19 protein-coding genes and 1 other RNA gene are annotated in these 22,246 nt (G+C 66.1%); 7 read left to right on the top strand and 13 right to left on the bottom strand.

All coding sequences use genetic code 11. The features are described 5' to 3' along the window. Positions 1-272 precede the first annotated feature (272 nt). The 6 genes from FMZ75_RS10820 to FMZ75_RS10795 form a co-directional block, all read right to left on the bottom strand. The gene (locus tag FMZ75_RS10820) at positions 273-3,200 is read right to left on the bottom strand and encodes a bifunctional [glutamine synthetase] adenylyltransferase/[glutamine synthetase]-adenylyl-L-tyrosine phosphorylase (RefSeq protein WP_166142746.1); all 2,928 of its coding nucleotides are present in this window, start codon (positions 3,198-3,200) and stop codon (positions 273-275) included. 289 nt (positions 3,201-3,489) lie between these two features. Beyond that, positions 3,490-4,080, bottom strand: a complete 591-nt coding sequence (locus FMZ75_RS10815; RefSeq protein ID WP_142864020.1) for a 5-formyltetrahydrofolate cyclo-ligase — start codon at positions 4,078-4,080, stop codon at positions 3,490-3,492. Between the two features lie 30 nt (positions 4,081-4,110). Beyond that, positions 4,111-4,266: non-coding RNA, 6S RNA (ssrS, locus tag FMZ75_RS10810), on the bottom strand. 93 nt (positions 4,267-4,359) lie between these two features. After that, positions 4,360-5,100 carry a class I SAM-dependent methyltransferase gene (locus tag FMZ75_RS10805; protein WP_166142744.1) on the bottom strand — a complete coding sequence of 247 codons (741 nt, stop codon included), beginning with the start codon at positions 5,098-5,100 and terminating at the stop codon, positions 4,360-4,362. Continuing rightward, positions 5,100-6,320, bottom strand: coding sequence for a tRNA 2-thiouridine(34) synthase MnmA (mnmA, locus tag FMZ75_RS10800; RefSeq protein WP_166142742.1), 1,221 nt, complete (start codon positions 6,318-6,320; stop codon positions 5,100-5,102). Before mnmA ends, FMZ75_RS10805 begins: the two co-directional genes overlap by 1 nt. A gap of 140 nt (positions 6,321-6,460) precedes the next feature. Then, complete coding sequence (locus tag FMZ75_RS10795) at positions 6,461-7,165, bottom strand: GNAT family N-acetyltransferase (RefSeq protein ID WP_166142740.1); 705 nt, start codon at positions 7,163-7,165, stop codon at positions 6,461-6,463. Positions 7,166-7,339: 174 nt separating this feature from the next. On the opposite strand from FMZ75_RS10795, the gene FMZ75_RS10790 reads away from it, so the two are divergent. The 3 genes from FMZ75_RS10790 to FMZ75_RS10780 all read left to right on the top strand — a co-directional run bounded on the left by FMZ75_RS10790 (position 7,340) and on the right by FMZ75_RS10780 (position 10,160). Further along, positions 7,340-7,552 (top strand): hypothetical protein, encoded by a 213-nt coding sequence (locus tag FMZ75_RS10790; RefSeq protein ID WP_142864024.1) that lies wholly within the window; start codon positions 7,340-7,342, stop codon positions 7,550-7,552. Between the two features lie 92 nt (positions 7,553-7,644). After that, positions 7,645-8,586 (top strand): ribose-phosphate pyrophosphokinase, encoded by a 942-nt coding sequence (locus FMZ75_RS10785; protein ID WP_108917582.1) that lies wholly within the window; start codon positions 7,645-7,647, stop codon positions 8,584-8,586. A gap of 65 nt (positions 8,587-8,651) precedes the next feature. Then, positions 8,652-10,160 carry an acyl-CoA synthetase gene (locus FMZ75_RS10780; RefSeq protein WP_166142738.1) on the top strand — a complete coding sequence of 503 codons (1,509 nt, stop codon included), beginning with the start codon at positions 8,652-8,654 and terminating at the stop codon, positions 10,158-10,160. Positions 10,161-10,163: 3 nt separating this feature from the next. On the opposite strand, the gene FMZ75_RS10775 is transcribed toward FMZ75_RS10780, so the two are convergent. The 3 genes from FMZ75_RS10775 to hemN form a co-directional block, all read right to left on the bottom strand. Next, on the bottom strand, positions 10,164-10,658 hold the full coding sequence (locus tag FMZ75_RS10775) for a polymer-forming cytoskeletal protein (protein WP_108917624.1): 495 nt from the start codon (positions 10,656-10,658) through the stop codon (positions 10,164-10,166). A 43-nt stretch (positions 10,659-10,701) separates the two neighbouring features. Next, positions 10,702-11,442, bottom strand: a complete 741-nt coding sequence (locus FMZ75_RS10770) for an ATP-binding protein (protein WP_166142736.1) — start codon at positions 11,440-11,442, stop codon at positions 10,702-10,704. A gap of 278 nt (positions 11,443-11,720) precedes the next feature. Further along, positions 11,721-13,067: an oxygen-independent coproporphyrinogen III oxidase gene (gene hemN, locus FMZ75_RS10765; protein ID WP_142864025.1), complete on the bottom strand. Its 1,347-nt coding sequence runs from the start codon at positions 13,065-13,067 to the stop codon at positions 11,721-11,723. 204 nt (positions 13,068-13,271) lie between these two features. Between hemN and FMZ75_RS10760 the strand changes: the two genes are divergently transcribed. Then, positions 13,272-13,664, top strand: coding sequence for an AprI/Inh family metalloprotease inhibitor (locus FMZ75_RS10760; protein WP_108917586.1), 393 nt, complete (start codon positions 13,272-13,274; stop codon positions 13,662-13,664). 145 nt (positions 13,665-13,809) lie between these two features. On the opposite strand, the gene FMZ75_RS10755 is transcribed toward FMZ75_RS10760, so the two are convergent. From FMZ75_RS10755 to FMZ75_RS10745, 3 genes are all read right to left on the bottom strand, one after another. Further along, positions 13,810-14,214, bottom strand: coding sequence for a hypothetical protein (locus FMZ75_RS10755; protein ID WP_142864026.1), 405 nt, complete (start codon positions 14,212-14,214; stop codon positions 13,810-13,812). Between the two features lie 137 nt (positions 14,215-14,351). Beyond that, positions 14,352-15,083 (bottom strand): arginyltransferase, encoded by a 732-nt coding sequence (locus FMZ75_RS10750; protein WP_108917588.1) that lies wholly within the window; start codon positions 15,081-15,083, stop codon positions 14,352-14,354. Between the two features lie 120 nt (positions 15,084-15,203). After that, positions 15,204-15,665: an RDD family protein gene (locus FMZ75_RS10745; protein WP_166142734.1), complete on the bottom strand. Its 462-nt coding sequence runs from the start codon at positions 15,663-15,665 to the stop codon at positions 15,204-15,206. Between the two features lie 242 nt (positions 15,666-15,907). On the opposite strand from FMZ75_RS10745, the gene FMZ75_RS10740 reads away from it, so the two are divergent. Beyond that, positions 15,908-16,168 carry a DUF2312 domain-containing protein gene (locus FMZ75_RS10740; protein ID WP_166142781.1) on the top strand — a complete coding sequence of 87 codons (261 nt, stop codon included), beginning with the start codon at positions 15,908-15,910 and terminating at the stop codon, positions 16,166-16,168. A gap of 104 nt (positions 16,169-16,272) precedes the next feature. Next, on the top strand, positions 16,273-17,958 hold the full coding sequence (locus FMZ75_RS10735) for an outer membrane beta-barrel protein (RefSeq protein ID WP_166142732.1): 1,686 nt from the start codon (positions 16,273-16,275) through the stop codon (positions 17,956-17,958). Here FMZ75_RS10735 and FMZ75_RS10730 read toward each other — a convergent pair. After that, positions 17,930-19,195, bottom strand: coding sequence for an O-antigen ligase (locus tag FMZ75_RS10730; RefSeq protein WP_246728895.1), 1,266 nt, complete (start codon positions 19,193-19,195; stop codon positions 17,930-17,932). The two genes, FMZ75_RS10735 and FMZ75_RS10730, sit on opposite strands and share 29 nt — an antisense overlap. 203 nt (positions 19,196-19,398) lie before the next feature. Between FMZ75_RS10730 and mgtA the strand changes: the two genes are divergently transcribed. Further along, positions 19,399-22,008, top strand: a complete 2,610-nt coding sequence (mgtA, locus tag FMZ75_RS10725; protein WP_246728894.1) for a magnesium-translocating P-type ATPase — start codon at positions 19,399-19,401, stop codon at positions 22,006-22,008. Positions 22,009-22,246 lie beyond the last annotated feature (238 nt).

Below are 22,246 nucleotides of genomic sequence, written 5' to 3'. Positions count from 1 at the left end.
CGACAGGCGGGGGAGGCCTGTCGCGAACAGCGTTCCACTAGAGCAAGTCCAGGCAAAGGGGAACACGGAAATTAGGGCGCGGCGAGGGCCGGCGGCGACGTCTCGAAGGAATTGGTCGAGATTATATTGCAAGGGTCGAGGGTCGCGCAACGCCGCTCGCGCTCTGGTCGGGAGGTTCTTCCGGTTCCGGTCGGGAAATCTCCACGATCGAGCCGCCGCTTCGAGCCCAGGGACGTGACTCTCGTTTCGCCGCGGGCGCCGGCGCGGGGCTTTCACGCGCCGACGATGCGCGTGAAAATCTCTCGCGTCGCGCGCTGCGCCTCGGCGATCTGCGCTTCGAGACGGGCGATATCCACCGCCTCGCCGCCGCGCAGCAGCAGCTCGACGAGGCCGCGCGGCGCCTGCGCCGGATCGAAATCAGCGTCGATGGAAAGCCGCAGCAATTGCGTGAGGCTCTGATAGAGGCGGGCGGCTTCGATCAGCGTCGCCGCCTCATTCGCGTCCATCAGCCCGAGGCCGGCGAGACGCTCCAGCGCTGTCGACGTCATCGTCGAAAGACAGGCCGGATGCGCGCTCGCATGGCGGAGCTGCAAATATTGCGCGACGAACTCCACATCGATCAGCCCGCCCGGAGCCTGCTTCAAATCCCAAAGGCTCTTCGCCGGCTTGTCGCGCGCGAGGCGGCGGCGCATGTCGGCGACGTCATCGCGCGTTTTCGCTTCGTCGCGCGGGCGTGTCAGCGCGGCGCGGATCGCGGCTTCCACCGTCGCCGCGAAATCGCGCGCGCCGGCGACGATGCGCGCGCGCGTCAGCGCCATATGCTCCCATGTCCAGGCTTCATGCGCGTGATAATCCTCGAAGGCCGTCAGGCTCACCGCCAGCGGTCCCTTGCCGCCCGACGGCCGCAAGCGAAAATCGGCCTCGTAGAGCAGGCCCTGCGCCATCGGCGCGGAGAGCGCGGCGATGAGCCGCTGCGTGAGGCGCGCATAATAGGCCGCGGCGGCGAGCGGGCGCTCGCCATCCGACTCGGCGTGTGGGTCTGCGTCATAGAGCAGCATGAGATCGAGATCGGAAGCGGCGGTCATCTCGCGGCCGCCGAGCTTGCCGAGCGCGACGACGCATACGCGCCCCTCCATGCGCCCATGCGCGCGCGCGAATTCCGCTTCGACGCGCGGCAGCAGAGCGGCGATGACGCATTCGGCGAGCCGCGCATAGGCGAGGCCGGCCTCCGCCACAGAGAGCGCGCCGGTCAATATGCGCACGCCGATGAGGAATTTCTGCTCCTGTCCGAAGACGCGCGCCGCGTCGAGCGCTTCTTCATAGGAGCGCGTTTCGGCGAGGCTGCGAGCGAGCGCGGCGGCGAGCTCCGATTCATCGGGCAGATGTTCGAAAAAGGCCGGCTCCAGCACCGCGTCGAGCACGCGCGGGCGCCGCGCAATCGTCGCCGCGAGCTTGGGCGCGGCGCCTGTGATCGCCGTCAGCAGGCTCAACAAGCGCGGATTGGAGACGAGCACGGAAAACAATTGCACGCCGGCGGGAAGCCCGGCGAGCAATTTGTCGAATGCGAGAAAGGCCTGATCGGCGTTCTGCGTCACGGCGAGCGCTTCGAGCAGAGCCGGCGTCAGCTCGGTCAGGCGCTCGCGCGCCTTGGTGGAGCGCGTCGCCGCATAGCGGCCGAAATGCCAGCCGCGGATCGTTTCCGTCACTGTCTTGGGATGCGCGAAGCCGAGACGCGACAAGGTTTCGAGCGTGCCGGGATCGTCCTCGCCGCCGGTGAAGACGAGATTGCCGGTTTGCGAGGAGAGCTGCGGCGCGCTTTCGAAGAGATGCGAATAATGGCTCTGCACCGTCTCGAGATGCGCGACCAGCGCTCGCGTGAAATCCTCGAGCGTGGCGAAGCCGGCCATGCGCGCGATGCGCAGCGCCTCCTTCTCGTCGCGTGGCAGAATATGAGTCTGCTTGTCGGCGACCATTTGGATTCGGTGCTCGACATCGCGTAGAAAGAGATAGGCCTCGGCGAGATCGTCGCGCACGCGCGGCTCGATCCAGCCATTGGCGACGAGCGCGTCCAGCGTCTCCAATGTCGCGCGGCCGCGCAGAGCGGGATTGCGCCCGCCGGTGATGAGCTGCTGCGTCTGCGCGAAAAATTCGATCTCGCGAATGCCGCCGCGGCCGAGCTTGAGATCATGCCCCAGCGCGGCGATCTCGCCATGGCCTTTGAAAGCGTGAATCTGCCGCTTGATCGAATGCACGTCGGCGATGGCGGCGAAATCGAAATTTTTGCGCCAGACGAAGGGCGAGAGCTCTTTCAGAAACGCCTCGCCGGCGGGAATGTCGCCGGCCGCGGCGCGCGCCTTGATGAAGGCGGCGCGCTCCCAATTCTGGCCCATGCTTTCGTAGTAAGAGAAGGCGGCCTCGAGCGGTATGGCGATGGGCGTCGCGCCGGGGTCTGGACGCAGGCGCAGATCGACGCGGAACACATAGCCGTCGGGCGTGATCTCTGAGAGAATGCGCACGATTCGCTTCGTCATTTTGACGAAGAGATCGACATCCTCGCTCGGCTGCGCGACGCGCGCGCGGGCGCGATCGAAGAGAACGATGATGTCTATGTCGGAAGAGTAGTTGAGCTCATAGGCGCCTTCCTTGCCCATGGCGAGGAAGATCCAGCCGCAGCCGCGCTCCGGCATTCGCTGATCATAGAGCTCGAGCTTGCCGGCGGCGGCTGCCTCGCGCAGCGTGAAGGCGATGGAAGCGGCGAGCGCGGCGTCGGCGAGGCGCGTGAGCGCATCGGTCGCCTGCATCGTATCCCAGGCTTTGGAAAGATCGGCGAGCGCGATCAGCAGCGCGCCCTCCTGCTTGGCGCGGCGCAGAGCGCGCATCAGCTCCGCTTCGTCCGTGACGCCTTTGGCGGCGTTGCGCGTGGCCTCGACGAGCCGGGCGAGGCTGGCGTCGGGATCGTCCGTGAGCAGGCGCGCGAGCCGGGCAGGATCGCGCGCGGAAAGCTCGGTGAGAAAAGGCGAAGAGCCGAGGGCGCCCTCGAGCAGCGGCCGCGCATTTCCCTGCGCGGCGATGACGGCGCCGAGCGCGCCAGTGTCGCGCTCCAGCACGCGCCAGAGCGCCGCCTCGGCTTGCGCACGGTCGATCGGCTCGATGATGAGGAGGGCGCGGGAGAGCAGCGAGCGGGAATTCGTCTGCGTCATTTTTTATCTGTTGCCTGTGGGCAGCGCTTCCTTCTCCCGCCTGCGGGAGAAGGTGGCCCTCGCGTCAGCGAGGGTCGGATGAGGGTCCGAGCCGTGGCGATAGTCTCGAAATCCAACGCCACGCCCCATAGCTGTCGCCAACCGCCGCGCCCCTCATCCGATCCCGCCAAAGCCCGTCGCTCGCGACGGGCGTCCTCACGGACGCCCTATGGCGGGGCCACCTTCTCCCACGAGTGGGAGAAGGAGTCGCGCGGCGAGATTCGGCCGAACGCGGCGACGCGAACGCGCGTCACGAAAACGCGATCAGCTCTCGTTCGGTCAGCAGAAAATCCAGCTTCTGATCGTGCGGCTCGGTCGGCACGGAGTCGGTCTCCTGGCAGGCGTAGGCGACGCCGACGGCGACGATGCGCTTCTTGGCGCGCAGCTGCGAGAGCGTCGCGTCATAAATGCCGCCGCCATAGCCCAGCCGATAGCCCTTGCGGTCGAAGGCGGCGAGCGGCGAGAAGACGATGTCGGGATCGAAGGAGGGCCGGGTCTCGGCCGGCTCGGAGAGGCCGAAGGGGCCTTTCACCAAATCATCGCCGGGCGTGAAGCCGCGGAAGATCAGCGGGCGCTTGACCGCCGTCATCACCGGCAGGGCGGTGGCGATTTTCTCCGCCGCCAGAATCTCCAGCAGCGGGCGCGTGTTCAGCTCGCTGCGGATCGGCCAATAGACGGAGACCACCTCGCCGGTCTCGGCGCCGCGCGGCGCGAATCGGCGCACCAGCGCCAGAGCGCGCTCGGCGACGGCGATCGAGGCGGCGTGCGCCTCCTCATGGGAGACGAGGTCGCGGCGGGAGAGCGTCCGCCGGCGCAGTTCGGTCTTGGCGTCGACGGTCATTGGGGCGATTTATCGTCCGATGTGTAAAAGCGCGGGCCGCGTGAGCCGTGGGACATCGATCCCGGGAACCTACAACGTAGGTGGGCGCCGTAGTGACCGAGCCCACGGGCAAGGCCAGGGACAGCTCCCTTAGAGATCGATAAGGCCCCGGGGAATTAAAGTCCGTCACGCACCCCGCAGCGCCGCGAGAGCAATGTAATCCCACGCGGGCGGGAACGCCAGAGGCTGGCGCGAAGGTGAGTGGAATCGGGGCGCTTTCCTCGCCTTTGCCCGGTTCGATTAGGCGTGCTCGAACGGCCGACGATGCTCGTCATAGGGCCGGCGGGAATGCTCGCCCCAGCGGGCGAGGCGTTCGATGCGCGTCAGCGTGAACAGGCCGAAGGGCGGCAGCACGCGGCGCTCGGTGAGGCGCATGTCGGTGCGCTGGTCGATCCAGTCGCCGATGATCGACCACGGAAATTGCGGTCGCCAGCCGAGAGTGACGGAAAAGCTCTCGCCGATGAATTCCTCCAGCGCCGACATCGGCCAATCCGGCGAGCTGACATGATTGACCAGCACGATCTCGCCGCCCGGCCGCACCACGCGGGCGAGCTCGTCCAGCGTCTCCTCGGGATCGGGCACAACGGTCAACAGATAGGGCGCCACCACGCAGGCGAAGCTGGCGTCGCAGAAGGCGAGGCGGCTCGCGTCCATGCGGGCGAGGCCGGCGATGTTCTTCAGCCCCTCGCGGGCGACGCGGGCGGAGGCGCGTTGCAACATAGGCTCGGAGAGATCGACGCCGACGACCCGCGCTCTGTCGCGGAACATCGGCAGCTCGAGGCCGGTGCCGACCCCGACGTCCAATATGCGCCCATCGGCGCGCGAGGCGATCGTCGCCACGGCGCGCCGGCCGGGGCCGAGCATATGGGAGAAGACGAGATCATAGACGGGCGCCCAGCGGGCGTAGGCGGCCTCTATCGCCTGGCGATCGAGGCCGTGCTCGAAGAAATTGAAGCCGGAAACGCCACGCGCATCGCTCATCACGCACTCCGATCGAGCTCGAGCGCCGGCTCTGGCGCGGGGGGCTCCACTTCGGCGTGCGCGATGAAGCCGCCGCCGAGCACACGGCCGCGCGTGTCGTCGCGCTCATAGAAGACGCAAGCCTGGCCCGGCGAGACGCCGAACTCGCCGGTTTCGAACACGACCTCCGCCCCGCCGCCCGGCAGCGGCCGCAGCAGCGCCGGCGTCGGCGGACGGGTGGAGCGCACGCGCGCGGAAATCGGCAGGCCCTCGGCAGGCAGATCGGAAAGATCGCCCGCGCCGATCCAATTCACGTCGCGCAGGGCGACGCGGCGGGTCTCCAGCGCCTCGCGTGGGCCGACGACGACCTGCGCCTTGGCGGCGTCGAGCCGCACGACGAAGAGCGGCTCGGCCGCGCGGCCGGAGACGGCGGCGCCGAGGCCGAGGCCGCGCCTTTGGCCGATGGTGTAATGGATGACCCCGGCATGATGGCCGAGCACGCGCCCGTCGACATGGACGATGTCGCCGGGCACGGCGGCGCCGGGCGACAGGCGCTCGACGAGGTCGGTGTAATGGCCGCTGGGGACGAAGCATATGTCCTGGCTGTCCGGCTTCTCGGCGACGTCGAGATCGAAGCGGCGGGCCAGCTCGCGCACCTCGGATTTTGCGTATTCGCCGAGCGGAAAGCGCAGCATGTCGAGCTGCGCGCGCGTCGTGGCGAAGAGGAAATAGCTCTGGTCGCGGGAGGCGTCGAAGGCGCGATAGAGCGCCCGGCCGCCGAAGCCGTCCTCGCGCGAGGCGATGTAATGGCCGGTGGCGAGAGCGTCGGCGCCGAGATCCTTGGCGGTCTCGAAGAGATCGACGAATTTCACGAATTGATTGCAGGCGACGCAGGGAACCGGCGTCTCGCCGCTGGCGTAGCTCTGCGCGAAAGTGTCGATGACGGTCTCGCGGAAGCGGCTCTCATAGTCGAGCACGTAATGCGGAATGCCGAGCCGCGCCGCCACCAGGCGGGCGTCTTGAATATCCTGGCCGGCGCAGCAGGCGCCCTTGCGATGCGTGGCCTCGCCATGGTCGTAGAGCTGCAGCGTGACGCCGACGACGTCATAGCCTTCCTCGCGCAGCAGAGCGGCGACGACGCTGGAGTCGACGCCGCCGGACATGGCCACGACGACCCGCGTCTCGCCCGGCGGCTTGGGCAGATCGAGGCTGTTGAGAATTCTGGCGCCGGCCGTCGTCATCGTCTTTGGACCGTCCGAAGAGCGTTGCGCGAGAACCGCCGGCGGAAGCGTCAAATCCGCGCCAACGTCTCGCAATTTATTGTAAACCATCATCCGTTCGGCGAGGCAATCCGTCCGAGCCGGTCTCTGACGCGCCGCCGTCAGCCCCTATTTGCCGCGCGGGCCTGCCCGTTCAAGGCCGAGAGCGGCGTTTTCTGGCGGCCCGAGGCGTCGAAATTGCCGGGATCGAGAAAGGCCTCGAAGGCGGCCTTGCGCGCCGGCCATTCGCTGTCCAGCATCGAGAACCAGGCCGTGTCGCGATTGCGGCCCTTGACGATCATATGCTGGCGGAAGAGCCCCTCCGGCGAAAATCCGAGCCGCAGCGCCGCCGCCTTGGACTTCTCATTGGCGTTGTCGCATTTCCAGACATAGCGGCGGCAGCCGAGCGTCTCGAAGGCGTGGGCCGCGAAAAGATATTGGGCCTCCGTCGCCGCCGCGCTGCGCTGGAGAGCCGGAGAATAGAGCACGCCGCCCACTTCGACGGCGCGATTGGCCGGCTCTATGTTCAGATAGGCCTGGAAGCCGAGGGCGCGGCCGTTTTCATTGGCGAGCGCGGCGAAATAGACCATGGCGGCGGATTCCGCCATTTCGGCGAGGGCGGCGCGAAAGGCGGCGAGATCAGGAAACGGGCCGATGAAGAGATAGCGCCACAGCGCCTCGCGCTCTTGTCCATGCGTCGCCTCATAGAGATCCTCGGCATGTTCCGGAGCCAGCGGGACGAGCGTCGTCAGCCGGCCGGAGAGGCGCGTTCGCGTGGGAGCGACGAAGGGAGCCGAGAGCGGAGCGGGCGGCGGCAGTTGTGACATTTTTGTCTCAGGGGTCCGAAGAATTTGTCTCAGGGTCCGAACAAGGCGGCGGTCCTGCTTTTAACCCATCGCAGTGGCACGGAACATGCCCTAGCTTCGTCATCGAAGAGGCCGCGAAGGGGCGCCGGCGAGACAGCGGCGATCGAGGTTCGCGCTCTGCGGGGGAGAAAGCCGATGCTCTATTCCGTTGTGATCCTGGTCTGCTCGCTTTCGGTCTCGCCGAGCGAGTGCCGGCCCGAGACGGCGATCGACGTCGTTCAGGGCCCCAAAGTGCCGAGCCAGTCGCAGTGCGGCTTCCAAGGACAGGCGACCATCGCCCGCACGACGCTCGCGCCGCGCGAGGGTTTGGAATATCTGAAGATCGTCTGCCGGCGCGGCGAGGCGTGACGAGAGCGGGTGTCATATTCCTGCCGTATTGTCCGACGGCCGCATCGCTGCTAAGAGGCCGCCGTGTCACGTGTTGAGGGTCGAGGCGTTCTATGGCGGCGATGAAAATTCTCGCAGGCAACTCCAACCGCGCGCTCGCCGAGACGATCGCCGCCTATGTCGGCGTGCCTTTGTGTCGGGCGCAGGTGCGGCGCTTCGCCGATATGGAGGTGTTCGTCGAGATACAGGAGAATGTGCGCGGGCAGGACACTTTCGTCGTGCAGTCGACCTCGGCGCCGTCGAACGACCATCTGATGGAGCTGCTCATCATGATCGACGCGCTGCGCCGCGCGTCGGCGCGTCGCATCACTGCGGTCATTCCCTATTTCGGCTATGCGCGGCAGGACCGCAAAGGCACGTCGCGCACGCCGATCTCGGCCAAGCTCGTGGCCAATCTCATCACCCGCGCGGGCGCCGACCGCGTGCTGACCGTCGATCTCCACGCCGGGCAGATTCAGGGCTTCTTCGACATTCCGACCGACAATCTCTTCGCGGCGCCGGTCATGGTGGCGGACATAAAGTCGCACGCCAAGCTGCCCAATGCGATGGTGGTCTCGCCGGACACCGGCGGCGTGGTGCGCGCCCGGGCGCTCGCCAAGCGCATCGACGCGCCGCTCGCCATCGTCGACAAGCGCCGCGAGCGCGCCGGCGAATCGGAGGTGATGAACATCATCGGCGACGTCTCCGGGCGCAATTGCATTCTCGTGGACGATATCGTCGATTCGGGCGGCACTCTGTGCAACGCCGCCGAGGCGCTGCTGGCGCAGGGCGCGACCTCGGTCTCCGCCTATATCACCCATGGCGTGCTCTCGGGCGCGGCCGCCGAGCGCGTCGCCGCCTCCAAGCTGAAAGAGCTGGTGCTCACCGACACGATCGCGGCGACGCCCGCGGTGCAGGAGGCGCGCAATATTCGCTTCATTCCGATCGGCCCGCTGATCGGCGAGGCCATCGCCCGCACGGCGCGCGAAGAGAGCGTGTCGAGCCTCTTCGACTGACGGGGAGCGCTCCTTCCCCCGCGAGGCGGGAGAAGGAGCGCGCGCTCTCGAGAGCTTGTGAGCATATGATCGAGCCCGTTCCCGCACGTTTCAATCTCGCCCGCTATTGCATCGCCGATCACGCGCGCGTTCACCCGAACAAGACGGCGATCGTCATCGTCGGCGACCAGAGCGAGACGAGCTGGACTTACGGCGCGCTCGATCGCGACGTGCGCGCGCTCGCCGCGGGCTTTCGCGATCTCGGCCTTTCGCCCGGCGCGCGGGTGATGATCCGCATGGGAAACGAGGCCGGCGCGGTCCTCTCCTATTTCGGGGCAATTGCGGCGGGCTATGTCGCGCTGCTCGCCTCCTCGCAGCTCACTTTCGAGGAGGCGTCCTTCCTGCTCGAGGATTGCGGCGCTTCGGCGCTCGTGCTCGGCCGCGATTTCGAGAGCGAAAATCATTCGCGCGACGGCGTTTCGGTTCTGCGCGGCGAGGATCTCGCGCGGCTCGTCGCCGGCGCGCCGCTGGACGAATATGCCGATACGGCGGCCGACGATCCCGCCTATCTCGTCTATACGTCCGGCACGACGAGCCGGCCCAAGGGCGTTCTGCACGCGCATCGCGCCGCCTGGGCGCGGCGGCCCATGTATGCGTATTGGCAGGGGCTGACATCCGCCGATGTGATGTTGCACGCGGGCGCGATGAATTGGACCTACACGCTCGGCGTCGGCGTCGTCGATCCGCTCGCCAATGGCGCTTCCGCCGTGCTCTACAATGGCCGTCCCGATCCGCAAGTCTGGCCGCGCCTCATCGCGCGCCATCGCGCGACCATTTTCGCCGCCGTGCCCGGCGTCTATCGCCAGATTCTCAAATATGCGGCGCTCGAGACGCATGATCTCTCGAGCCTGCGGCATGGCCTGACCGCCGGCGCCGCTCTGTCGCCGAGCCTGCTCGAGGAATGGCGCGCGCGCGCCAAGACCGAGCTCTACGAGGCCTTCGGCATGAGCGAGATCTCGACCTTCATTTCCAGCGCGCCGAGCGTGCCGGCGCGGCCGGGCTCGCCGGGGCGCCCGCAGCCGGGACGCATCGTCGCGGCTCTGCCGCGCGACGGCGGAACCGAGCCGCTCGGCGTCGGCGAGACCGGCGTGCTCGCCGTGCGTCGCGACGAGCCGGGCTTGATGTTGCGCTATTGGAACCGGCCGGACGAAGAAAGAGAAGCCTTTCGCGGCGACTGGTTCGTCTCCGGCGATCTCGTCGAATTCGACGGCGACGGCTATATGTGGCACCACGGCCGCGCCGATGAGGTGATGAACGCGCTCGGCTATCGCGTCTCGCCGGCGGAAGTGGAGAAATGCCTGCTGGCGCATCCGCTCATCGCCGACGCCGCTGTCGCGGAGCGTCCGGGCCGCGACGATCAGACGATCATCAAAGCCTATGTGATCTTGCGCGATGGCGCGTCGCTGGGCGAGGAGGACATCCTCGCCCATTGCGCGGATCATCTCGCGGCCTATAAGCGGCCGCGACAGATCGTTTTTCTCGACGGGCTGCCGCGCAATCGCAATGGCAAGCTGATGCGCGCGGCTCTGCCTTGATCGTCAGGCCTTGCGGCGATCGCGCAGCGCGCGCGACGAAATGCTGGTGACGGGCGCAGCTTCCGCATCGGCCTCATTGGAAGAAACGAGCTCGGGCTTCTCGAAACGCTTGAAAGAGCCGGCCTTCTCGTCCTTCGGCCCCGCGGGCTTGCGTTCGGAGCGGATTTCCGTCGACTCCGCCGTGCCGAACAGCACGCCGCCCTTCTCGACCTCGATCTCGCCATAGATCCACTTGCCCTCGACACGGCCGGTGGAGCGCACGATCAGCAATTGCTTGATGGTGATGTCGGTGCCGATGCGGCCATAGATATCCGCGTCGGAAACGGAGATCATGCCATTGACGACGCCGGACGGGCCGACGATCAGCTGGCTGCAGGAAATCTCGCCATCGATGGCGCCGTCGACGACGATCGTGTCCTGCGCCTTCACCGAACCCGTCAGCGACACGCCTTCGCCGATATAAACGACATTCTTCTCTTCAGGGCGAAAGTCTTTCATCACGATGGTCTCCTTGGTTGCGCCGTTTGCCGGCTTCTTAAAATTAGATTTGCTCGGAGGGCGAAGCGACATAGCTGCGTAGCCCCGCGGCTTCGAAATTGGTCCATGAACGCTCGAGCCATGTGCGCACATAGCCGCGCAGCACGAAAGAGCGCGGCCGAGTTTCCGCGGCGCGCGCAGGCTCGTCGAACACGAAAGACGAGAACGGCAATCCGGTGAGCTCGACGGCCTCATAGGCGAGTGGATCGAGCCGCGGCACGATGATCTCGCGGCTGGCGTCGCTCTCGCCGAGATAACGCTCGGAGAAGCCGGCGTTCTCTCGAAAGAAATTGGAGGCGTTGACGCAGTTCTTGACGACGCGATATTCGCATTTGTTTTTATAGGGTCCGACCTCTTCGAGCTCGGACAGAGAGGCGACCGAGGCGCCGATGAGATGCAGCACCATCACGCGCGCTTCGCCGTGCTCCGCAGCGTCGAGCAGGCCGACATCCTCCATGAAACGCAGCGTGCGCATCAGCTGTCCGGCTTTTAAATCGACGATGGTGACGGCGGCGTGCCCGGTCAGGCTCTCGACCAGACGCGCCTGGTGGCGCACGTCGCGTATGTCGATGATCTGCGCGATGTCGGGATAGAAGCGTTTCAACGCGCCGGTCGGCGCCTGCGTGTCATAGGCGCGCACCGCGCGGTTCGACATCTGTAGAAAATCGATCAGGAGTCTCGTCACGGTCGTCTTGCCGACTCCGCCCTTGTCGGCTCCGACCAGAACGAGCGGCGATGCGAGCATTATCCTTATTCCTCGGAATGATGTGCACGACGCCGCTCGGCGAACGAACGCAAGCTGATGCGATGCTGCGCGACGAAAGCTGCGGGAGTCGCCTAGACGATAGTACTAGTACATAACGAGACAATTCGAGGTTGTGATCGCTTTGTCAATGCCGACGCACGGCCTGACGAAATTGAGCCGGGGATAAGAAACAAGCCAGTAATATCACTGTGGCGGCGACGAGTCGATCGCTTCGCTCGCCGCGCGTCGGCATTTCGCAAATGGTCGATCCGCGCGGCTCACACCGCGACGGAGTGTCGTGCGGCCTTGGCTTCGAGATAGGCGTCGAATGCGGCCGCGGCCAGACGCGCGAACGGACGGCCGCGTGGCGCGATGGTGAGACGGCGTCCGTCGAGCGCGACGAGGCCTTCGTCGAGCAGAGTCGAAAGACGCGGCACGGCGTCGTCGAACGCATCCTCGCGGAAATCATGCGCTGCGGCGATCGCGCCGAAATCGACTGAAAAATCACACATCAATCGCTCGATGACGGCGCCGCGCGCTCTGTCTTCCGCGCTGAAGGCGAGGCCGCGCGAAATGGGCAGGCGCTCCGCCTCGACGGAGCGGCGCCAGTTTCCCGTGTCGCCGATATTGCCGATATAGCCTTGCGGCAGACGGCCGATGGAGGAGACGCCGAGTCCGATGAGCGCATCCGCCTCATCGGTCGTGTAGCCTTGGAAATTGCGGCGCAGCCGGCCTTCGCGCGCGGCCTGCGCCATCGTGTCCTGCGGCCGCGCGAAATGATCGAGGCCGATCGCCTCGAAGCCTTCCGCCTCCAGCGTCGCACGCACGGCCTCCGCCTGGGCGAGGCGCTCATTGGCGCCGGCCAGCGCGGCCTGGTCGATCAGCTTTTGATGCACCGCGAACCAAGGCACATGGGCGTAGCCGAAAACGGCGAGGCGACTCGGCGCGAGGCCGGCGGCGAGCTTTGCGGTGCGGATCACATCGTCGACGCTCTGTTCCGGCAGACCGTACATGAGATCGAAATTGATCGCCTCGAGTCCCGCGGCGCGCAGAATGGCGACACAGCGCTCCACCACTTCATAAGGCTGCTCGCGGCCGGCGGCCTTCTGCACATGGGGATTGAAATCCTGCACGCCGAGCGAGACGCGATTGACGCCGGAGACGACCAGCGCGTCGGCGAGCGCGGCGTCGACGAGGCGCGGGTCGAGCTCGATCGCGTGCTCGACGTCGCGGGCGATGTCGAATTGCTCGCCGAGCACATGCGCGACCTCGCGAAAGCGCGAGGGGCCGAGCATACTCGGCGTGCCGCCGCCCCAATGGATCGCGCGCACATGGCGCGCCGGCGTCGAGGCGGCGACCAGCTCGATCTCGCGCAGCAGCGTCTCCTTATAGGAGGTGAGCGGCGCGTCCTGGCGCAGCGCCTTGGTGTGGCAGCCGCAATAGGTGCAGATCGCCGGGCAGAAGGGGACGTGCAGATAGAGCGACAGATCGGCCTGCGGCGAGAGCTCGGCGAGCCAGCGCGCGGCCTGATCCGGCCCGACATCCGCGGAAAAATGCGGGGCGGTGGGATAGCTCGTGTAACGCGGCGCCGAGCGTTCGGCGAGAGCGAGAGAGGCGCTGGTCATATTTGTCGGCTCCGATGGCGAGGGGCGTCGCGGGGCTCCTGGCGCTGTCATTTAGACCTTGCCGGCCGGCTTCGCAAAAGGCTCCTCGCATTCCGTCCCGCTCCGCGCGCCGGCGCGCCGAAATTTCTTCCGTCAGGCTTTGTCTTCGCGCAGGGTGAGCGCAATATCTTTTCACGATTCGCAGACGATTTCCCGGAGCCTTCCATGTCGAAATTTTCCGCAGCCCTCGCCCTGGCCGCGAGCCTCGGCCTCGCTGTCGCGGTCGGACTGCCGACCTTCGCGGCGCCAGCGCTCGCGGCGTCGCAGCCCGGCGCCGCCGGCCGCTACGCGATCCTGCGGGCCGGCGACAAGGACACGGGCTGCATGTTGACGCTCGACGACCGCGCGCGCGGGCCGGGCGGCTTCCGGGCGCAGCTGGCGCCGGCCTGCCGCGACCAGGGCGTGGTGATTTTCGATCCGGTGGGCTGGGCGCTGGAGCGGGGGCGTCTCTCGCTCACCGCCCGCAAGGGCCACAAGGCGCATTTCGAGCTGGAGGCCGATGGGCTCTGGCGCCGCGACTCCAAAGAAGGCAAGCCGCTGTCGCTGCGCCGTCTCTGACGAAAAAGGCCTCCCGGAGGGGAAGTCCGGGAGGCCTGTCCTCGCCGTCGCGCGAGAGGGGGCGGGGAGGCGGCGGCGGGCTTCGGCGCCCCTGGCTACCGGGCGCCGAACTCTTCGAAATCGATCAGTCGCGGAGACCTGTGCGTCAGTTGCAGACCTGCACGCGACGATAGGCGACGACATTGCCCCAATCGTCGAGGACGGGCTGATTGGCCGGATAGCAGCTCGCATAGCCGTAGCCGTAGCCGTAGTGGGGCTGCGAGGCGGCGGCCGCGACCGCTCCGACCGCCAGCGCGCCGAGCACGCCCGCCGCGACCGGGGCGCCCCAGCCATATCCACGATGGCCGCGCCAGCCATAGCCGGCATAGCCATAGCCCGGACGCGCCCAGCCGCCATGGCCCCAGCCGCCGTGATGACCCCATCCGCCGTGGCCCCATCCGCCGTGATGGCCCCAGCCGTCGGCGCGAGCCGGCGTGGCGGCGCCCACAGTCGTCGCGGCGATGACGCCCGCGACCGCGATTGCGGCGATTTTCGTGATATTCGCGCCCATGGACGCTCTCCTTCGCTCGATCGGCCGCGCCGAATGGCGGCCGGCAATTCCCGATGACGAAGGAAAAATTAACGTCCCGAAGCTGAACGGCGCATGGCCGCTTCGTTCATCTGGCCTTCAGGAAAGCGGGAGCCGCATCAGCCGATGCGTTTCCAGCCGTCCATGCCGAGCCGCTCCTGCGGCAGGAAGCGGGCCTTATAGGCCATTTTGCGGGAGCCATCGACCCAATAGCCGAGATAGAGATGCGGCAGGCCGGCGCGCCGCACCCGCTCCACATGGTCGAGAATCATGAAGGCGCCGAGCGAGCGCTCGTCCATCGTCGGATCGTAGAAGGAATAGACCATCGACAATCCATCGGCGAGATAATCGGTGAGGCAGCAGGCGACGAGCCGGTCCGGGCCGCCATTGTCGGCCGGCGTCCGATATTCGATCAGCCGCGTCTCCACATGGCTGTCCTCGACCATCATCTGATAGTCGATCATGCTCATATCGGCCATGCCGCCGTCATTGTGCCTCGCGCCGACATAGGCGCGGAACAGCGCATATTGCTCGGTCACGGCATGGGGGCGGCGCGCCTCGGCGAAGAGATCGGCGTTGCGCCGCGCCACCCGGCGCAAGCCCTTGGATTGCTGGAACTCCTCGACCTTCACGCGCACCGAGACGCAGGCCCGGCAGGTCTCGCAGGCCGGCCGGTAGGCGATGGTCTGCGAGCGGCGGAAGCCCGATTGCGTCAGAGTGTCGTTGAGCGCCGGCGCGCGGCGGCCGATCAAATGGGTAAACACCTTCCGCTCGTCGCGCCCCGGCAGATAGGGGCACGGCGCCGGCGAGGTGAGATAGAATTGCGGCGCGTCGCGGGGCTCTCTCGTCACGCTGGTCTGGTCCTGTCGCGAAATCCGATATACCGCAGGCTCCGACGCCTTCCAGCGCGGACAGACGCGGATATTAGAATCGACGTCCGCCGAGCGCCAAGAAGTTTTCGCTCGTCCGCCTCAATCGGCGCGCCGCAGCACGATCACATCGGCCAAAATGTCGTGCAGGCAACGCTTGTCCGGCGTGACGAAGGTGACGAGCAGCAGCGGCGGGAACAGCCAGCTGACATAAAAGAGCACGCCCTGGACGGCGGCGTTGAGAAAGGGCGTCGGCGCTCCATTGGCGAGGCGCACCTCGAGGTCCATGGCGCGCATTCCGGGAGTCGCCCGCCGCCAGCCGGAGACGGTGAGGCCATTGTAGAAGAAGGCGACGAGCGGAAACAGCGGCGGCAGCAGCAGGGCCGAGAGGCCGAAGCTGAGCACCAGCAGAGCGAGCCACAGCGCCGCCGAGAGCAGCGCCACGGCGAAGAAATCGAGGCAGACGGCGAAAACGCGCCGCGTGCGCACGCCGGCGAGCGCCTCCCGCGGCGGCAGGCCGGGCGCGACCGGATAGATGCGGCCGTCGCCGCCCGCTTCGTACATCTGCGTATCCTCTCCTCTCGAGCGATCCGCCGATGATGTCGGGGGCGCGCGGATGGGCGTCAAGCTCGAACGGGAGGAAAGCGGGGATTATTTCGCGGCGCGCTTGACGGCGCCGGCCGCGGCTTGGCATGGCTCGCCTTCGCCCTGGACGCGGGAGCCGCGGGTCCTGCGCCCGGGAGTCCGAAAGTCCTCGCAGCCTTCAGGAGAAGATCATGGCCAGCAACAGGGTCGCCGCCCGAGAGATGGAGGCCAGCGCCGGGATCGATCCGACCGGCGAGGTCAATGGCGGGCATTTGCGCTCCTTCATCGAGCGCATCGAGCGGCTCGAGGAGGAAAAGCGCGCCATCGCCGACGATATCAAGGACGTCTATGGCGAGGCCAAGAGCACCGGCTTCGACCCCAAGATCATGCGCAAAATCATTTCCCTGCGCCGTCAGGACAAGCATAAGCGCGCGGAAGAAGAAGAGATTCTCGAGCTCTATATGGCGGCCCTCGGCGAGTGAGCCGCCGGCCTGAGCCTTTGCCGGTAAGCCTTTGTTAACCATAACTCCTTAACGCTCGATTCCATCGCGCCTGCTTCGAACAGGGCGTCCGCGCGAGGGAAAGAGTGGCTTCCGCCAAGTCTCAGAGCCGCGTTGCGGCAACGACGCTGATCGCCTTGTCGCTGGCTGCGCCGGCGGCGCTGGCGCCTTTGCGTCCGGCCGAGGGGCAGACGCTCTCGCCCTCTTCGCTCGACATCGCCCCGCTGCGCGATCTTCCGGCCGTTCCGCCCATACCGGGGGCGGAGGCGGCGCCGCCTTACGTCTCGCAGCCCAATGTTTCGCAGCAGGAGCGGCGGGCGGCCCCGGAGATTTCTCCGGGCGCGCCCAATTATGGATTGCCGCGCGTGCGGGCGCGTCTGCCGAGGCCAAATCCGCCGCCGCCGCCCTTGAAGCCGCCACCGCTCTCTCCGGCGCATCCGCTGCCGCCGCTCGAGCCCTATAAGACCTCGTTCCAGGCCAAGGAGAAGATAAAGCGACAGGCCAAGCTGCGTATGCGCGGCTTCCGCGGCTCGCTGGACCTTCCCGCCGAGCGGCCGCCGCCGCCCAATGTCGCTCTGCCCGCACAAATTCCGGCGCGGCCCAAGCCCAGAATCGAGCCCAACCCTTATGCGCCGCTCGGCCTGGGGATCGGGGCGCTTCGGCTCTACCCCTATGCCGAGCCGAGCTATGGCTATGACACCAATCCCAATCGCGTGACCTCCGACGTCCAGGGCTCGAAATTCTTCCGAGTCGACGCCGGACTGCGGCTGCGCTCGGAATGGATGCGCGACGAGATTCAAGGAAATCTGCGCCTCGGCTATGTCGATTACGCCAGCGTCCAGAACGCCGATCGGCCGGACGGCGCCGGCGACGTCTTCTATCGCTGGGACGTCGCGCGCGACACGAAGGTGAAATTCGAAGGAAAGTTCACGCTCGACACGCAGCGGCCGGGCGCGCCCGGCCTCGTCACCAGCCTGCCCAATGTCGTGGTCGTCAATCGGCCGCTCATCGTGTCGCTGGGCGCGGCGGCGGGCGTGACGCAGAGCTTCGGTCGGCTCGACGCGACGCTGCGCGGCGTCTACGATCGCTGGATCTATCAGAACGCCTATTACAACGACGGCTCGGTGCTCAATCTGATGAGCACGAGCTACAACGCCTATGGACTCAATCCGCGCCTCGCCTATGAGCTCAATCCGTCGATGAAGCCCTATGTCGAGGCGATGATCGACAAGCGCGTCCACGACAGCTGGCTCGATCCTTACGGCTATGCGCGGGACAGCGCGGGCGTTTCCGGCCGCATCGGCAGCACCTTCAAGATCACCGATCTGGTGACGGGCGAGGCCTCCGGCGGCTATGCGCAGCGCGACTACGCCGATCCGCGCCTGCCGCGCCTGCGCGGGCCGATCATCGACGCCGCCATCATCTATACGGCGACGCCGCTCACCACTCTCACGCTGCGCACCGGAACGATGCTCTCGGAGACGACGCTGCAAGGCGCCGCGGGCGTGCTCTCGCGCAATGTCACCTTCGATGTGACCCATGCGATGTTCCGCAATTTCACCATCACCGCGACCGGCAGCTATCAGACCAATAATTATCAGGGCGCGGACACGTTCGAGCAGGTCGGCACGGCGGGCGTGAAGCTCGAATACAAGCTCACCCGCTCCATCGCCGTCAGGGGCAGCTATTTCTGGCAGCGTCTCGTCAGCTCGACGGCCAATTCCAATTTTACCGCCAATGTCATCATGGGCGGGCTTCGCTTCGAGCCGTAGCCGCGTTGCGCTCGGCCCATTTCACGCGGCCGACCTCGAGGCCCCAGACGGCGCCGAGATAGATGAAGAAATAGCGCCAATGGTCGATGTCGATCTGCAGCGCCTGCAAAAAGAACACGAACATCGCCGACCAGATGAGCTGCCCCTGCCGCAGATAGGGCGAGCGCGTCAGCGACAGGCGGAAGCCGATGAAAGTCGTCGTCAGCACGAGCCCCAGAAAGGCGAAGCCGCCGAGCCAGCCATTGGAGGCGAAGGCGTTGATGTAGCTATTGTGCGGCTCGAGCCCGAAGGTGAGGCGAAATCTGAGCGGCCCCATGCCGTTGGGACGCTCGACCAGCATGGGCAGCGAGCGCTTCTGATTGCCGAAGCGGCCCGTCGGTCCTTCGTCATAGTCCTGCGTCGCCGAAGCGCGCTTGAAGAAGAACTCGCGCACAGAGGGCTCGGTGAGCGCCGCGCCGACCCCCACCGCCACCACGCCGACGACGGCGAGCGCCATGAAGCCGATGCGCAGCCGCATCTTGCGCGAATCCGCCGTCGCCACCGACATGATCGTCATCAGCGCGATCGACACCACCGCCGCGCCCCAGGAGCCGCGCGAGAAAGAGGTGAACAGCGCCGCGCCCGAGAGCGCGAGGCCGGCGAGCGTCACCGGCCAATAGGCCCAGCGGCCGAGCAGCAGGCGCTGCACGAAATAGAGCACGCCCGGCACCATATAGGAGCCGAGAACATTCGGGTCCTTGAAGGGCGCCATGGCGCGGCCGTCGAGCGTCATCGTCAACGGATTGCCGAACAGGCCCGCCCAGGAGCCGACGGCGATGACGGCCGCGAGCATGCAGCTCGCCGCATAGCCGCTCATGCAGAGATCGAAGCGCCGCGACGTGTTCTCCGAGAAGAACAGCATATAGAAGACGCCGGTCGTCGAGATGAACAGCGTATGCGTCATGAACTCGACGGGATCGGGCTCGTTCCAATAGGGAATGAGCGAGATGTAGCCGCCGAGCGTCCATAGAACGAGCAGGGCGACGCCCGGCAGAACGGCGCGATGAATGCGCACGCCGCCCAGCACCCAGACGATGAGCGTCAGCAGGATGAGCCCGTCATAGGGCGAAGGCTCGATGAACACCACCGAGCCGGAAAAGGCGGTGATCCAGAACAGCGCATTGAGCAGCCGTGGATAGTTCAATGTCCAACGAGGCTGTGGCGCCGCCGCCGCGGCCTCGGTCATCGCTTGTCCCATATCGGAACGATCCAGGAGGTCGCGCGCCTTGGGGCGCGACGCGCGCGAGGTGAGGACGGCGCCTTGTGAATTTGCTAGCCTCGTCATGGTTAAGAAAGCGTGACCTGAACTTGATAGCGAAGCGACATCATGCGCCCTTGCCGGCCCGCGATGAAACAGCTTCGCTTCTTCCGCTCCCCGCCCGAATCGGGAATTTGCAAGAGATGAACCATCGATTTTCGGCGACGCGCCTCCTGCATGAGAAGCGGCTCGACGGCGCGCTGCTGCGCGCCGCGCAGGCCGAGGGCGAGGCGGTTCTCGCCTCCCTGCACAGCTCACGCGCGGGGCTCAGCGTGCGCGAGGCGGCGCATCGGCTGCGAAGCGTCGGGCTCAATCGCATCGCCCATGAGCGGCGCCCCAGCCTGCTGCGCGAGCTCGCCGGCAGGGCGAAAAATCCGCTCAACGCGCTGCTGCTCGCTCTCGCCGTCGCCTCTTATGCGCTCGGCGATCTGCGCGCTTCGGTCGTCATCGCCGCAATGGTGGTGCTGAGCGTCGGCCTCGCCTTCTTCCAGGAGCACCGCTCCAACGAGGCCGCCGCGCGCTTGCAGGCCATGGTGCGCACGCACGCCTCCGTGCGCCGGCCAGGCGCGCATACGGCGGATAATTTCGTCGAGGAGCCGATCGAGCGGCTGGCGCCGGGCGATATCGTTCGCCTCTCGGCCGGCGACATGATCCCCGCCGATCTGCGCCTGCTGGAGGCCAAGGACCTGTTCGTCAATCAATCGGCGCTGACCGGCGAATCCATGCCGGTGGAGAAATTCGCGCATGCCGCGCCGGCGAGCGACCCTTTCGCCGCGCAAAATCTCGCGCTGATGGGCGCGAATGTGGTCAGCGGCTATGCGACGGCTATCGTCATCGAGACGGGACGGCGCACATGCCTCGGCGCGCTCGCCGACAAAATGGCCGGCGCGCGCGTCGAGACGAGCTTCGACAAGGGGCTGACGCGCTTCACGCTGCTGATGGTCTTCTTCATGGCGGTGATGGCGCCTGCGGTGTTCGTCATCAATGGCGTCACCAAGGGCGACTGGCTGGAGGCGCTGCTCTTCGCCGTCTCCGTCGCCGTGGGCCTCACGCCCGAAATGCTGCCGATGATCGTGACGGTCAATCTCGCCAAAGGCGCGATCGCCATCGCCAGCAAGAAAGTGATCGTGAAGCGGCTCAACTCTATCCAGAATTTCGGCGCGATGGATGTGCTCTGCACCGACAAGACCGGCACGCTGACGCAGGACCGCATCATATTGAAGCGCCATCTCGACATATTCGGCGAGGAGTCGGACCGCGTTCTCGAATTCGCTTTCCTCAACAGCCATTTTCAATCGGGCTTGAAGAATTTGCTCGATCGCGCCGTGCTCGACCATCACGAATTGGCGACAGCGCTGCGACCCGATCATGAATTCGAGAAGATCGACGAAATTCCTTTCGATTTCGAGCGGCGCCGCCTCTCCGTCGTCGTGCGCCGCGACGACGGCCCGCATCTGCTCATTTGCAAAGGCGCTGTGGAGGAGCTCTTCGCCATTTCTGCGCGCTATGAGACGGAGAAAGATTGCGGCGCGCTCGATCCTTCGCATCTCGAGGCGGCGCAGCGCGAGACCGAGGAGCTGAACGCGGATGGTTTCCGCGTCGTCGCCGTCGCCTATAAGGAGCTGCCGCCGGAGCAGATGAGCTTTTCCGTCGCCGATGAGAGCGCGCTGACGCTGCTCGGCTATATCGCCTTTCTCGATCCGCCCAAGGAGAGCGCGGCGCCGGCCATAGCGGCGCTCGCCAAAGCCGGGGTCGCGGTGAAGATATTGACCGGCGACAATGACATTGTGACGCGCAAGATCTGCAAGGATGTGGGGCTAGAGGTCGGGCGCATCGCGCTCGGGTCGCAGATAGAGTCGATGAGCGAGGAGGATTTGTCGGCTCTCGCTTCGGAGACGAGCGTTTTCGCCAAGCTCTCGCCGCCGCAGAAAGCGCGTGTCATCGATGCGCTGCATCGCAAGGGCCATGTCGTCGGCTATCTCGGCGACGGCATCAATGACGGGCCGGCGCTGAAGGCGGCCGATGTCGGAATTTCGGTCGACACGGCCGTCGACGTCGCCAAGGAGACGGCCGATATCATCTTGCTCGAGAAGAGCCTCGCCGTGCTCGGCGACGGCGTGCTCGAGGGTCGCAAAGTGTTCGCCAACATCACCAAATATATCAAGATGGGCGCGAGCTCGAACTTCGGAAATATGTTCAGCGTGCTCGGCGCGAGCATGTTCCTGCCCTTTCTGCCGATGACGCCCATACAGGTGCTCACCAATAATCTTCTCTATGATTTTTCGCAGACGGCGATCCCTACCGACAATGTCGACGCCGAATATCTCGAGCGGCCGCGCCGCTGGGACATAGACAATATCGCAAAATTCGTGCTCTGCGTCGGGCCGATCAGCTCGATCTTCGATTATGCGACTTTCGCGCTGATGATCTACGGCTTCGGCGCCTTGGCCGATCCGGCTCTGTTCCAGAGCGGCTGGTTCGTCGAATCGCTGCTGACGCAGACGCTCATCATCCATATCATCCGCACGGCGCGGATTCCCTTCATCGAGAGCCGCGCGAGCAATGCGCTGCTGCTGACGACTCTCGTCGTCTGCCTCATCGGCGCGGCGCTGCCCTTTTCGCCCATCGCCGGCGTCGTCGGCTTCACGCCGCTGCCGTCGCTCTATTGGCCGGCGATTTTCTCGTTCCTGATCTGCTATTTGGTGCTGGCGCATTTGGTGAAGAGCTGGTTCGTGAAGAAATGGGGAATGTGATGGAGGCGGCAACTTCGTGTTCTATTCCTTCTCCCGCTTGCGGGAGAAGGTGGCCCGACGAAGTCGGGTCGGATGAGGGCTCGCTGCGAATGGGGGCGCGGACGACGAATGACTCGAATGCGATCGTGAGCCCTCATCCGACCCCGCCGATAGCCCGGCGCTTGCGACGGGCGTCCTTTCGGACGCCCTATGGCGGGGCCACCTTCTCCCACAAGTGGGAGAAGGGGCGCGCGTTCTG

The sequence above is a fragment of the Methylosinus sp. RM1 genome, from assembly GCF_011378635.1.
Lineage (GTDB): Bacteria > Pseudomonadota > Alphaproteobacteria > Rhizobiales > Beijerinckiaceae > Methylosinus > Methylosinus sporium.
This window is presented reverse-complemented; position numbering and strand designations above follow the sequence as displayed.